This is a genomic window from Pseudarthrobacter sp. TRD_SC_9, assembly GCF_055361265.1.
Genome location: NZ_CM143956.1, coordinates 3,243,787 through 3,256,685 on the forward strand (window position 1 = coordinate 3,243,787; position 12,899 = coordinate 3,256,685).

Here is a 12,899-nt window from a genome sequence, read left to right on the forward strand (position 1 = left end):
GCGGTCACCCTTGGAGGTGGCCGCCCGTTGCTATGGGGCAATGTTTGTCGAAAGGGAAGAGCCAGTCGAGATTACCGCCCAACACGTCTGGTTGGTGATCTCGGCCGCCAAAGAAACACGCCGACTAGTACTGCCCCTGAGCGCCGGTCGTGTATTCACATACCGATCAGCTGACGGGTTTTTCGTATGCCAGACTCAACAAATGACTACATGGCGAAACTCTGCATCGCAACTGGCGCAGGGTGACCTGGACGAACTACTCAACACGGTTCTGCCCTTCGCTGTACAGACGCTTGGACGTCACGGTGAGCTGTATCCGTTCGGCGCCACCATTGCTGCGGATGCACCGACGCCTGCGCCCATAGCGGATCTGGCAATGGCGGAAGGGAAAGATTCGATAGAAGGACTGTCACTTCTACGCGATGGTGTGGCTGCTCACCGGGATTCGCTGCGGGCAGCCGCCTATGTGGCTGATGCGCGGACCGGGGGGAGCGACGCAATCCAGATCGAACTGGAGCACTCCGAGGGAGTAGCACTTGTGATCCTCGCGCACTATGGCCGGACCCGATTCCGCAAACGAGTCCAGTTGGGGGAAATGAGCGTACAGCTGGGTGAGTTGCACGCCTGGAAGACCACATGAGCATCAGTAGCGCGCATGCGGCATCGTTCTTCGTCGAGATTGTCCGTGAAGGACAAGTGTGGACTATCCGTGATTCTGAAGGAATCCCGGCACCTTATGGAGGCGGCGGAAAACGAGCAATGCCCTTTTGGTCCTCGGCTTCTCGTGCCGAGGCTGTCATTAACTCACTTTCGGAGTATGCCGGATTTACCCCAGCAGCGATTCCTCTCATTGATTGGCGATCCCGATGGATCGAGGGCCTCGAGCGAGACGGGTTGCTACTTGGACTCAACTGGTCCGGCGAACGCGCAACTGGCTTCGACATAGAACCCCGCACCGCTCTGGCGGCCCTTATTGCCCGGGAATAGCAAACCCCGTCAACGCCCTTTAAGGGCTCATCACCTGGAGTGCCTAGTGGGAAATCGAAGCCTCGTCACGAAGTGCTATTTGGTGAACTTCCTCCCCATGACTTTGCCGGTCTCCGAATCGATAGCCACTCGGTAGCCGTTCCAGGTATTGGCGAAAACTTTGCCGGGATCAGCCAAGTCCATAGCTACGTAGCATTCCCCGGGGCCAGTATCGGGAAGATCTGCTATCCAGACAACTGAACCGCACCGCGTAAGCTTCACTAAATTTCGGACAGGGCCTTTGCCCATTTCCATGTAGTCAAGCAGGACGATGGCAGTTTCTTCGCCGGGCAAATCCTGGATGTCCAAAACGGTCACCCCGAGAACTTTGCCGTCGTTGCCGGTGTCATCGAGCATTTGTGCAGCTTACGCCGAGGATCAGTGTCTCAGCGCCAGACAGTTTGAATGATTACAGCTGTGTTGAGCGTGCCGGACGTCGCTGCGAGCGGTGGCCTTGGGCAGCTCCACCTAACGGGAGCCGGTCATCTAACGACATATTGCGTCATCACGGAATTTTCACCGGGCCCGGCGCTGTTGCCCGGGACATGACAACAATCGGAATCATCGGTGCAGGACATATTGGCAGCCAGATTGCCCGCAAGGCAGTCGACCTCGGATACGAAGTGGTTATCAGCAACTCACGCGGTCCGGAGACGCTCTCCGGCCTGGTGGAGGAACTGGGCCCACGGGCGCGGGCCGCGACGGCGGCGGACGCGGCAGCCGCCGGCGACTTTGCGGTGGTAACTGTTCCCCTCAAGAACTATCAGGACATCCCCGTGGAGCCTCTTGCCGGGAAGGTTGTGATCGACACCAACAACTACTACTGGGAACGGGATGGCCGGATCCCCGCGTTGGACAACGGCGAGGCCACCACGTCAGGGTTGCTTCAGGATCATCTCCCACAGTCCAAGGTGGCCAAGGGCTTCAACCACATCGTGGCCGCGGAAATTACCAAGGACGGCACCCCAGCCGAAGTCCCAAACCGTCGGGCACTGGCCACCGCCAGCGATTTCGCGGAGGCGGCCGCGCTGGTCACGAAGCTGTACGACGAGTTCGGATTCGACACCGTCAACGTTGGCCCACTGTCCGAAAGCTGGCGCGTCGAGCGCGACCGTCCGGCCTACGGAACCAGGCAGAACGCAGAGGAACTGCGCGCAGGCCTGGCCGAGGCTCCGCGCACCATCTAGGTAGTTTTTCGAGAGGAACGACGGTTCAGGAGCCGCCGCCAGCCGCCCTTTTGAGGTTCAGCCGGCGGTGGCTCCGTTACTTTCTGCGCAGCCCGCCGTTCATGCCAGCGCCGCAGTTCGGCGTCGACATCCCTGGTCTTCGTGACCACCGGAGGCCCGCCCTGGAGTTGCCGTCGGGCGTCAACCACGCGGGCGTTGAAGTCCACGAGGATGTCCCGGACCAGCTTTTCTGTGTGCTGCGCATCCAGCCTGGCGTTCAGTTCGGCGTCTTCCTTGCGCAGCAGGATGGCCTTGGGTCCCAGACCACTGACGTCCTCGCGCTGGAGGAGTCCTTTGATCCACCAGTCCGGATCGTAGCCCTCGCCCAGTCCCGGAATCGGCTTCCCCGCGTACTCAAGGTTGTCAAACTTGCCCTGCGCCATGGCTTCCCGCACCAGGTGGTCGGCGCGGGCGGCCTCGCTGGTCTTCCGGCGTCTCTGCCGGTCTGCTGCCTCTGCGGCTGAAAGTTCCGCTTCCTCCTCGGCCGTGATCCCGGCGCCGCGGTATGACCGGAGCTCCGCGAGGCGCTCCAGCCGCCGCCGTCGAAAATCACTGCTGCCCACAGCGTGCCACCGCCTCACTTACTGATTGCCTGCGGCTCCGGAAAATCTCCCATCCGCAAAATACTGGTCGTAAAATAGTAAGTAGGATTACTAATGAACGGTAGGTGCCGCTGTTGGCCAAGTATTGATGCTCTGGACAGATTCAGCCGGAGCGGCTTCCGCCGGTCGGTCACATCGAACGAAAGTGGTGGGTACTTTGGATACAACTGTATGGATTTGGGTTGCTGTTGCCGTGGTGGTGGTGCTGGTTGTGCTTCTGCTGCTCGCAACCGGACGGCGCCGCAAGGCGTTGCAGCAAAGGCGCGATGATGCGCACCGCGACGAGGCCGCGGAAATCCGCCGTGAGGCGGAGGAAAGGGAACTCGACGCACGGGAACGGGAAGCCAAGGCGGCGCACGCCAGGGCCGAGGCAGAGCAGGCGCAGGTGGACGCGGCGCGGCTGCGCCAGCAGGCTGACCAGCACGCTACAGAGGCCAGTACGCTCCGCGAAGATGTGGGCCAGCGGACGCGGAAAGCAGATGAGCTTGACCCTGACGTTAGAGGTACCCGTGATGGTGCCCGCGACGACCGCCGCAACCCGGACGCCGATCCTGCCCAGGACGGCGGCTCACACGTGGATCGGGAGAATCCCCGCTCCGGCACCTAGGCTAATCTCCGGTCCCCTTGGTTCAGTGGCCGCCGCCGAGTTTGCCACCCAGGCGTTCACGCATCAACACACTGGCATCATTCAGGCCAATAATTTTCACGTCCTTGCCGTGGTGCCGGTATTTCTCGGTAATGGCGTCGAGTGCAGCGATGGTGGACGCGTCCCACAGGTGCGAGGAATGCATGTCGATCACCACATGCTCCGGGTCGTGGGCGTATTCGAACTGCGTGTACAGGTCATTGGACGACGCGAAGAACAACTCGCCGTCCACCACGTACATGGCGGTTTCCTGCCCATCCACGACCTTGACGGTGCGTTCCACGGTGACGAAGTGCGCCACCCGTCGGGCGAACATCACCATGGCAACCAGCACGCCCACGCCTACGCCTATGGCGAGGTTGTGGGTGGCTACGGTAACGATGACGGTGGCGAGCATGACGGTGGTTTCGCTCTTGGGCATCATCTTCAGAGTTCCGGGACGGATACTGTGCCAATCGAAGGTGGCCACGGAGACGAAGATCATCACGGCCACGAGCGCGGCCATCGGGATCACTGAGACGACGTCGCCCAGGACCACCACCAGAATGAGCAGGAAGATACCGGCCAGGAAGGTGGAAATCCGGGTGCGGGCGCCGGATGCCTTGACGTTGATCATCGTCTGGCCGATCATCGCGCAACCACCCATGCCGCCGGTGAATCCGGTGACGATGTTGGCTACGCCCTGCCCCCATGCCTCACGGGTCTTGTTGGAGCGGGTATCCGTGACGTCATCCACCAGCTTGGCGGTCATCAGCGATTCGAGCAGGCCAACGAACGCCATGGCCATTGCGAACGGGAAGATGACCTGCAGGGTTTCCAGGGTGAACGGAACGTTCGGTATCAGGAGTGACGGCAGCGACTCCGGCAGGTCGCCTTTGTCCCCAACGGTGGGGACGGCAACGGACGCCAACACGGTGATCAGAGTCAGCACGACGATGGCAACCAAGGGGGCAGGGACTGCTTTGCTCAGTTTCGGCAGGCCAAAAATCATCGCCAGGCCCAGCAGCACCAGCGGATAGACCAACCAGGTCACCCCAAGGAGTTCGGGCACCTGGGCCATGAAGATCAGGATGGCCAGCGCATTGACGAACCCCACCATGACCGACCGCGGAATAAAGCGCATCAGCTTCGCTACCCCGGACAGTCCCAGGACTATCTGGAAGAGACCACCGAGAATCACGGCGGCGATGAGGTAGTCCACGCCGTGGGAACTCACCAACGGAGCAATGACCAGTGCGATGGCTCCAGTGGCCGCGGAGATCATGGCAGGCCGGCCGCCCACAAAGGCAATGGTCACAGCCATCGTGAAGGAAGCGAACAGTCCCAGCCGCGGATCGACGCCGGCGATGATCGAGAAGGCGATGGCCTCAGGAATCAGCGCCAGGGCCACCACCAGGCCTGCCAGCACTTCAGTCTTGAGCCGCCGCGGGGACTTTAGCGTGCCAAGGACTGACTGCAGCTCTTCGGGGGTTTCCGTCGGGGCATACCCTGTGGTTCTGACGGCCATTGCTGGCTCCGTTTCGTGGTCCTGAAGACGCCTGGAAGCGCCTTCTCTTTGTTGGAAGAACGTGGGGGGCGCGGCATCGCACCCGGGCAGGGACTAGTCTTAGAGACTCACTGCTCCTCAAACCCTACCCTAACGTGATGGTAGAGTTTGAACCCGACCAGGATGGAGGCGTCCCATGACGGCAAAGATCGGCAGCTTGACCATGCATATTGGCGAGCTCGCGGAACGCACCGGCCTGTCCCTGCGGACCATCAGGCACTACGACGACGTTGGCCTGCTACCCGCCCTGGCGCGAACCGAGGGCGGCTTCCGGGTGTACTCGGAGGACGACTTCGACCGCCTGATGGTGATCAAGCAGATGAAACCCCTCGGGTTCTCGCTCGAGGAGATGGCGGAAATCCTGACCATCCTGTCATCGGGGAGGACTCCCACGGAAGAGGAGGAGCGCCGATTGAAAGAGTTCCTGGAACGGGCCGTCCACGAGCGCGCCAAGCTGGCACGGAACCTGGCCCAAGCCGACGACTTCATCAAAAGCCTGGCGGAGGAGTCATGACCCTGCGGATTGAGCGCGCCGACTTTTCAGATCCGCGCCTTGGCAGCTTCCTTCAGGCCCACCTGGACGATATGGCCCCCACAGCGCCCGCCGAGAGCCGGCACGCCCTGGACCTGACGGCACTGCAGAGCCCCCACGTCAGGCTCTGGGTGGCGATGGCCAAAACCAGTATTGCCGGAACCGCCGCGCTGGCCGCAGCACCCGTGCTCGAATCCGGCCACGAGGAACTCAAAAGCATGCGGACAGATCCGGCCCGGCGCGGCCAGGGTGTGGCATCAGCACTGCTGGCCCACACCCTGGCTGACGCCCGCCTGCGGCAGGTCCGCAGGGTCTCCCTGGAGACCGGTAGCATGGACTTCTTTAAGCCCGCCCGGGCCCTTTACGCAAAAGCCGGCTTTGAGCCCTGCCCGCCCTTCGGCTCATATGTGGAGGACCCGAACAGCGTCTTTATGACACTGGCGCTTTAGCCGGCCCGCGCACGGGAGTCAACAAAAGGGCTCAGTGCTGCGGCTGTTCTGCCAGGATGCCGTCGATCTGGCCCATGGCTTCCTTCATGCCTTCCTCCATGCCCATTTCCACCATCTTTTCGAGCTGCTCCTCGGACTCGAAGGTGGAATGGACAGTCATCCGGGTCCCGCCACCCGCGGACTCCAGGGTAACCACGGCGTGAGTAGTCCCCATATCCCCTACCGGCTCGCCGCGGTCGTCAGCAAAACCGTCGTCGAACTCCAGTGTGTTCGGCGCGTCCACAGCGGTGAAACGCCACCAGCCGCGGGCCTTCTCGCCGTCCGGCCCGGTCATGTAGTAGCTCGCCTTGCCTCCGGGGACGAAGTCGTGCTGCTCAAAGGTGGCCGGCCAGGTGGGCGGTCCCCACCAGCGCTCAAGCTGGCGCGGGTCCTGCCAGAGTTCCCACACGCGTTCGACGCCGGCGTCAAACTCCGCTACCAGGGTGAGGCTGAGTGCCTCCAGGTTCTTGGTGGAACTGACGACTGCCATGATGATCCCCTTCTCGGTGCTCCCTATTTTTCATTCAGGATGTCGGCGATGCGGCCGGCACGCTGCCGCCACAGTGCCTCATACTCATCGAGCAGGCGGCGCGCTTTGACCAGACCCTCGTGGTTTCCCCGCACAATCTGCTCCCGTCCGCGCTTCTCCTTGGTCACCAGGGAGGCGCGCTCCAATACCGCCACATGCTTTTGCACGGCGGCAAAGCTCATGGTGTACAGCGACGCGAGTCCCGATACCGAAAACTCCGAGACGGCCACCCGGCTGACGATGTCGCGCCGCGTGGAGTCCGCCAGTGCCTGGAAGACCCTGTCGATTTCTGCATCGGAACCCTGATATACAACCATTTGGTTGTACGTTATGCCTCGCTTGCAGGTTTGTCAATGGTCGGGGGTCAAAGTGCGACGCCCTGCCAGAGGTTCGCATGAGCTTCTGGCAGGGCGCCGGGGTGTGCCGGGCAGGGCGGGATTATCGGCCTGAAACTGCTGCCGTCACATTAGCCGGAGCCAGCAACTCAGTCATAGCAGTGCCTTCTGCCTGGGGCAGTCCAAGGCCGAGGACCGCCGCGAAGGTAGGTGCTTCGTCCAGGATGCTGCGCCTTCCCGCATGTGTTCCCGGCAGGAAATCGGGACCATTGGCGATGAACACGGGCTGGGCGCCATGCTGCGGAGCGTGGCCGTGGTTGCCCAGGTAGCCGGTAAAGTCCTCATCCCCGACCAGCACCAGCGGGCGCTCGTTCCAGTTAGCGCCCACCAGCACGCCCGGCTCGGATTCGACTACATAGCTGAACGGACCGGCCAGCCCGAACAGAGCCTCAGCCTCAGCGACGGTGTGGATTTTTTCGATCCGGTAGGACGGCTCGGCTTCGATTTCCTTGAGGAAGGCTTCAACCTCATCACGGAGGGCATCAGAAAGTCCCTCCGCCAGGAACAGCTGGGCGGAAAAGCCGGCGCTGAGGCAGAAGACGTCGTAGTCCACCAGACCGCCAGCCTCGTCCACGCGCAGGAAACCACGGTCCATGAACAACGTGTTCAGGTTGGTAGTCTGCTCGGTGGCGAGATGGCCGTGGTCGCTGACGATGACGAAGTTTGTGGTGTCAGCGTTGCCGGCGGCGTCGATTGCTGCGAGCAGCCGGCCCAGCTGGGCATCAACTTCCCGTAGCGCGTCGTGTACTGCGGGGGTGAACGGTCCGGTCAGGTGCCGTGCCGCGTCCACGGCCACCAGGTGCAGGAACATCACGTCCGGCTGCTCCTTTGCCAATACTTCTTCGGCAATGGAACAGGCGAATTCGTTGAATGCCCGCTTCGGACCCCAGACAATCTTGTCCCGGTGCCTGGGATAGTAAGTTTCGAAAACATTGGTCGAGGCGTTGCCACGGTACAGGGCTCCTTCACTGCCCCACCGCTGCGTGTCCCAGATTTCCGGCATCAGAAAATCGACGTCGGCCTGGGCGGTAACAGGCCACTGGATCGCGCTGGTGGTGAGGCCCGCTTCCTTTGCCTTCTCGAGGATCGTGGGGACCTTGATGGCGCTGCTGTACCAGAACCACTCAGGCTCCTCCTCGCCCGGCTGGAACTGGAGATTGTTGTAGATCCCGGAGGCAGCAGGACCACAACCAGTCAGCTGCGCGGTGTGGTTCGGATAGGTCAGAGTGGGAAAGACGGCTTCGATCTCTGCGACCGCGGCATTGTCCAAAAGACGGGAGAAGGCCGGCAACGTCCGGGCGAACTCAAAGTCCTCGCCCACCATGGCATCAACGGATACAACAACCAGCTTGTTCGGTTTCACGGGAATAACTCCTTAAGCAGACATGACCTTTTCGAGGTCCTTGCGGTGGTCGTCCATGATGTCTTCGAGCTTTTCCTGGAGCCCTGCCAGGGTGGAGGACACCTCAGCGTTGTCTCCGTAGACCTTGGCCATGGCCGCCGCAATCTCCGTCGTTGCCGACTGGTACCACATGATGGGATCGGCCGTCTCGGCGTTGGGCAGCTGCTTGAGGGCCACACCGAAGTTCGGGTCCTGGGCTACCAGGTCCTTGACGGTGCTGGTGTTCAGCGATTCCTTGACGATCGGCAGGTAGCCCGTGCTGGCATGCCACAGCGCCGCATTCTCCGGCTCGGCAAGGAAACGGAACAGTTCTGCACAGGCGTCCTGGCGTTCCTGGGATTCGGCCTTCACGATGGATAGCCCTGAGCCTCCGGTGGGAACCTTGGTTTCCTTCTCGTTTTTGCCCAGCATGAAGGCGGTTCCAATGTCGAACTGAGCGGCCTTGGTTGCACCCCTGAGCGACGCGGTGGATCCGTGGCAGGCTGCGGCAACGCCGGTGGTGAAGTCTGTCATGGCAGCCTGTGCCATGTAGCCAAACGTGTCCTCGTGGATGAACTTTGCCTTCCACTGCAGCCAGTTCCGGACGGGATCAGAATCTGCCGTCACCGTCAGGCCGTCAGAGAAAGTTCCGCCCCAGGCACGCACGTGGGCCTGACCGAACCAGCCGTCGTCGGCACCGAACGCCATGGGCATCAGCGGACGGCCGTTGACATCGACCTTCTTCAACTCCGGCGCGAACGCTGCCAGGTCGTCCCAGGTCTGCGGGCCGGACTCGGGAAGTCCCAGCTCCCTGTAACGGCTCTTGTTGTAGTAGAACAGCGGCGTGGACCGGGCGAAAGGAACGACGTACGTCCCACCCGCGGCTTTGCCTTCATTGACATAGTTGTCCAGGTAGACATCAAGGGACCACTTGTCATCGAAGTATCCCTCGAGTGGAGCCAGTGCACCTGCTGTGTAGAACTGGAGCCACTGCAGTTCGGGGAAGCACACAATATCCGGTACCTGGCGGGCCTGCAGTGCCGCAGTGAACTTCTGGTTCAGGTCTGCGTAGGTGCCCTGGGATTCGGCAGCGGCGTAGATCTCCGTCTGGGAATCATTGAAGAGCTTGAACTGCGCCTGCACAGCTTCAAAGTTGACGCCGGTGAAGGGCGCCCAAAAGAGGATATTGGTGCGTCCTGCGTATTCAGCCGGTACGTTAACGCCTGCCTGGCTGAAGTTGCTGCGCAGGTTGGAGTCCGCGTCAGCAGCTGTACCGCTGCCTCCCGGAGCTCCGCAGGCGGCCAAACCAAGCCCTGCGCCGGCGATGCCCATGGCGGACAGGAGGCTGCGGCGGCTGAACAAGAATGAATCAGACATGGTAATTCTCCCCGTAGAGGTGTTGTTGATGGTGCGGTTTGAGTGGCTTCTAGCCCTTGACGGCGCCGGCAGCGAGACCGCCGATGATGCGCTTTTGGGCTACAAAGAAGACGAGCAGCATGGGCAGGGCAACCATGACCGTTCCGGCCATAATGGCGCCCCAGTTGTTGTATCCCTCCTGGCTGCGCAGGAACATAAGCCCAATGGGCAAGGTCCGCATATCTGCGGTGTTGGTGACGATCAGCGGCCAGACAAAGTCGTTCCACTTAGTGACCATGACGATGATGGTGCCGGTGAGGATCATGGAGCGGCACATGGGGATCACAATGCTGCGCATGCGGTGGAAGTGACCTGCTCCGTCCATGATTGCGGCGTCGATCAGTTCTTTGGGCACCTGACGCATCTGCTGGTAGATCAGGAACATCGCGAAGGCACTGGCTACGTTGGGGAGGATCAGGCCCTGGTAAGTGTTCAGCCACCCGAGGTTTCCCACGGTGATGTAGTTCACCAGCAGTGTGACGTGCCCTGGCAACATCAGGGAGCCCAGCATCAACAGGAAGACCGGCGTCTTCCAGCGGAACTGCACCAAGGCGAAGGCGTAGGCGCTCATGACCGCCAGGGCGATCTCGAGGGCTGTGCCCACCACGGTGGTGATGATCGAGTTCACAAAGAACCTGTCGAACGGAGCCGAGGTCCAGGCTTCCGCGAAGTTCCCGAATTCTACTGGTGCGGGGATCCACTGAAGCGGAAAGGCGTAGATGCCCGCCTCCGATTTCAGGGCGGAACTGAACAGCCAGTACATCGGCACCAGGAACAGGAGCAGGGAAACCGCCAGTGCCAGGTACTGGACAATCCTGAGGGCCCGACGGCGGAAGGCCAGTTCCGGCGCAGAGGCCGCCTTGCGTGGGGGTTGTGACTGCAGCGGCCGGGCCCGTGCCCCACCGGGCTTTGCAGTTGGGGCTTCGGTAGTCACAGCTTCGCTGCTCATGAGTAGTGGACCTGCCTGTCTGCGATGCGGTGCTGGACGATGGTGACCACCATCAGGAGGACAAAGAGGACGGTGGCGGACGCAGCCGATGTACCAAGGTCGAACTTAAGGAAGGCTTCTTCATAGACCAGCCAGGACAGGGTGGTGCTGGAGCCGCCCGGGCCGCCATTGGTCAGCGCGGCAACGATGTCGAAAGCCTGCGCAGCGCTGATCAAGCCGGTCAGTGAGAGGAAGTAGGTCACTGGCGACAGCAGGGGAAGGGTGATCCTGCGGAACAGGCTGGCTCCCGTGGCGCCGTCAAGCGCGGCGGCCTCGAAAATTTCCTTGGGCAGGTCCTGGATGGCGGTGTAGTAGATGATGGCCACGAATCCCAGCCGCTGCCAGGTGTAGGCGATCGTGATGGCCCAGATCGACCAGTCAGAGGTGGTGGTCCATTGCGGCGAAGCCGCACCAAACAGATCGAAGGCCCAGCGGCTCAACCCGTAGCCCGGATCGAACATAAAGAGCCACAGGATGCCCACCGCCGCCCCGGGCAGCATGTGCGGTGCGAAGGCCATGGTCCGGACAAAGCCGGAGAACTGCAGCTTCTGTGACAGCAGAGCGCCGATTGCCAGACCGCCGGCCAGGCTTCCGAAGACCGAGATACCAGTGAAGATCAGGGTGTTCCGCAGTACCTCGTAGAAGCTGCTGCTGGTCAGCAGGTCGCTGTAGTTCTCCAGGCCCACCCATTCCGGCGCCGGCGAGACCATGTCCCATTCCATGAAGCTGAGCACGAAGTTGTATAGCGTCGGGTAGTAGGAAAAGGCGATGATGGCCAGGGCGTTTGGCAGGATCAGCAGCCAAAAGATGAGGGCTTCCTTGCGCTGGAACCTCCTCCTGTGCGAACCCGCCGGTACCCGCTGGGCAGTGACCGCGGGGGCAGGTGGTTTCCGCAACCTTTCTATTTGGCCAACAGCCATCCGCACTCCTCAACTCGCTTTTTGTGCGTCTCGCCTTTGACGCCTCCAAGACTCTAGGGACGTAAAACCGGTTCCGGGAAATTCCGGATCTGGCGTTGAACAACCCCTTAACTGGAGATGTCTCTGCAGGTCAGAAGCGTATGGAGAGGTATGTCCCGGCTGCGAAAGAACGCAAATCCACTTCTGCTACGCGCGTCCTTCACCACGAGTTCGCCGAGCCGTCGCCCAAGGATCCCTGATCCGGAACAGCACCACGACAAGGAGGCACCCGGTGGACGCAGAGGCTTAAGGCGGCGTTAACCATCGGGTGCAAATTCCCCGCGACCAGCCTCGTACCGGCTTCAGACGGCTCTATGCCCTGGACTTCCGGGTAAGCTCTACAAGCCTGCGGTCTGCAACGATTCGCGCTGGTAGCGGAGCTGGACCACTCCATTGCCAAAGGTCTGCGTCCCGGCAAGCTTGAGGTCCGCCTTGAGGTCCGGCGACTGGAACAGCCGTTGTCCCTTGCCGATCACCACGGGGTGGACGTAGATCCGATACTCGTCGATCAGGTCGAACTGCATGAAGGTGGCAGCCAGATTGGCACCACCCAGGGCAAGATTGCCGTCTGCCTGCGCCTTCAGTTCCGCAATTTGTTCGGGCACCACATCATGCAGCACCGTGGTGTTCCAGTCCGCGGCCGTGAGGGTCCGGGAGAAAACGAACTTGGGCTTGTCCCGCCAGATTCCGGCGAATTCGACCTCCGTTGGCGTGCTGCCCGGATCCTGGTCAGCCGTGGGCCAGTAAGTGGCCATCAGTTCGTGGGTGATCCTACCGTCCATGAACGCGCCCAACGCCCTGCACTCGTCGTTGAAGTGCTGGTGCAGTTCGTCGTCCACGAGGTGCCAGCTGATGTCCCGGCCCGGTCCTTCGAAGAACCCGTCCAGGGACACCGACATCATCAAAATGATCTTGGCCATGGGGCTATCTCCTCTGCGGAGCGGGCCCCGGGGATGGACGCCGCACTACGTTTCAGTGAACCACTTCCGCGGGCGGCTTTGGAGGTCCGGGCACAAATATTCCGGGAAATGTGCGTGGCCTTCTCTTGCGGTTGCCCGGACCGGGAGCCGCACTTTATGGGCGGCAAGAAGCGGGCGACCCACCAGACCGGCGGGCTTGGGGAATGACTCTGGTCCGCACTTCCGTGCGGACCGGACGAAGGATG

General features: G+C 61.5%; 16 protein-coding genes. 6 read left to right on the forward strand and 10 right to left on the reverse strand.

All coding sequences use genetic code 11. From position 1 onward, the window contains the following. The first annotated feature begins 202 nt into the window (after positions 1-202). Together ACWA13_RS15175 and ACWA13_RS15180 are read left to right on the forward strand one after the other, a co-directional pair. The gene (locus ACWA13_RS15175) at positions 203-640 is read left to right on the forward strand and encodes a hypothetical protein (protein ID WP_463935002.1); all 438 of its coding nucleotides are present in this window, start codon (positions 203-205) and stop codon (positions 638-640) included. After that, a complete protein-coding gene (locus ACWA13_RS15180; protein ID WP_463935003.1) occupies positions 637-987 on the forward strand; it encodes a DUF2750 domain-containing protein in 351 nt (116 codons plus the stop codon). Before ACWA13_RS15175 ends, ACWA13_RS15180 begins: the two co-directional genes overlap by 4 nt. Before the next feature lie 75 nt (positions 988-1,062). On the opposite strand, the gene ACWA13_RS15185 is transcribed toward ACWA13_RS15180, so the two are convergent. Then, positions 1,063-1,383, reverse strand: coding sequence for a DUF7957 family protein (locus tag ACWA13_RS15185; RefSeq protein ID WP_463935004.1), 321 nt, complete (start codon positions 1,381-1,383; stop codon positions 1,063-1,065). 188 nt (positions 1,384-1,571) lie between these two features. Between ACWA13_RS15185 and ACWA13_RS15190 the strand changes: the two genes are divergently transcribed. Then, entirely contained in the window at positions 1,572-2,213 is a 642-nt protein-coding gene (locus ACWA13_RS15190) for an NADPH-dependent F420 reductase (RefSeq protein WP_463935005.1), read from the forward strand. Here ACWA13_RS15190 and ACWA13_RS15195 read toward each other — a convergent pair. Beyond that, positions 2,210-2,833 carry a DnaJ family domain-containing protein gene (locus tag ACWA13_RS15195; RefSeq protein WP_463935006.1) on the reverse strand — a complete coding sequence of 208 codons (624 nt, stop codon included), beginning with the start codon at positions 2,831-2,833 and terminating at the stop codon, positions 2,210-2,212. The two genes, ACWA13_RS15190 and ACWA13_RS15195, sit on opposite strands and share 4 nt — an antisense overlap. Before the next feature lie 178 nt (positions 2,834-3,011). Here ACWA13_RS15195 and ACWA13_RS15200 point away from each other — a divergent pair, with 178 nt between their 5' ends. Continuing rightward, positions 3,012-3,461, forward strand: a complete 450-nt coding sequence (locus tag ACWA13_RS15200) for a hypothetical protein (protein WP_463935007.1) — start codon at positions 3,012-3,014, stop codon at positions 3,459-3,461. Between the two features lie 22 nt (positions 3,462-3,483). Here the strand turns inward: ACWA13_RS15200 and ACWA13_RS15205 are convergent, their stop codons facing one another. Continuing rightward, positions 3,484-5,007, reverse strand: coding sequence for a SulP family inorganic anion transporter (locus ACWA13_RS15205; RefSeq protein ID WP_463935008.1), 1,524 nt, complete (start codon positions 5,005-5,007; stop codon positions 3,484-3,486). Positions 5,008-5,182: 175 nt separating this feature from the next. Here ACWA13_RS15205 and ACWA13_RS15210 point away from each other — a divergent pair, with 175 nt between their 5' ends. Continuing rightward, positions 5,183-5,560, forward strand: coding sequence for a MerR family transcriptional regulator (locus tag ACWA13_RS15210; RefSeq protein ID WP_463935009.1), 378 nt, complete (start codon positions 5,183-5,185; stop codon positions 5,558-5,560). Further along, positions 5,557-6,027 (forward strand): GNAT family N-acetyltransferase, encoded by a 471-nt coding sequence (locus ACWA13_RS15215; RefSeq protein ID WP_463935010.1) that lies wholly within the window; start codon positions 5,557-5,559, stop codon positions 6,025-6,027. The genes ACWA13_RS15210 and ACWA13_RS15215 overlap by 4 nt, the downstream gene beginning before the upstream one ends. A gap of 31 nt (positions 6,028-6,058) precedes the next feature. Here the strand turns inward: ACWA13_RS15215 and ACWA13_RS15220 are convergent, their stop codons facing one another. From ACWA13_RS15220 to ACWA13_RS15250, 7 genes are all read right to left on the reverse strand, one after another. Next, entirely contained in the window at positions 6,059-6,556 is a 498-nt protein-coding gene (locus tag ACWA13_RS15220; RefSeq protein ID WP_463935011.1) for an SRPBCC family protein, read from the reverse strand. A gap of 23 nt (positions 6,557-6,579) precedes the next feature. Next, complete coding sequence (locus ACWA13_RS15225; protein ID WP_463935012.1) at positions 6,580-6,912, reverse strand: ArsR/SmtB family transcription factor; 333 nt, start codon at positions 6,910-6,912, stop codon at positions 6,580-6,582. Positions 6,913-7,033: 121 nt separating this feature from the next. Next, the gene (locus tag ACWA13_RS15230) at positions 7,034-8,353 is read right to left on the reverse strand and encodes an alkaline phosphatase family protein (RefSeq protein ID WP_463935013.1); all 1,320 of its coding nucleotides are present in this window, start codon (positions 8,351-8,353) and stop codon (positions 7,034-7,036) included. 12 nt (positions 8,354-8,365) lie between these two features. Next, on the reverse strand, positions 8,366-9,748 hold the full coding sequence (locus tag ACWA13_RS15235; RefSeq protein ID WP_463935014.1) for an extracellular solute-binding protein: 1,383 nt from the start codon (positions 9,746-9,748) through the stop codon (positions 8,366-8,368). 49 nt (positions 9,749-9,797) lie between these two features. Next, complete coding sequence (locus tag ACWA13_RS15240) at positions 9,798-10,736, reverse strand: carbohydrate ABC transporter permease (protein WP_463935015.1); 939 nt, start codon at positions 10,734-10,736, stop codon at positions 9,798-9,800. Next, the gene (locus ACWA13_RS15245; protein WP_463935016.1) at positions 10,733-11,695 is read right to left on the reverse strand and encodes a carbohydrate ABC transporter permease; all 963 of its coding nucleotides are present in this window, start codon (positions 11,693-11,695) and stop codon (positions 10,733-10,735) included. The genes ACWA13_RS15240 and ACWA13_RS15245 overlap by 4 nt, the downstream gene beginning before the upstream one ends. Positions 11,696-12,072: 377 nt before the next feature. Continuing rightward, positions 12,073-12,654 carry a dihydrofolate reductase family protein gene (locus tag ACWA13_RS15250; protein WP_463935017.1) on the reverse strand — a complete coding sequence of 194 codons (582 nt, stop codon included), beginning with the start codon at positions 12,652-12,654 and terminating at the stop codon, positions 12,073-12,075. Positions 12,655-12,899 lie beyond the last annotated feature (245 nt).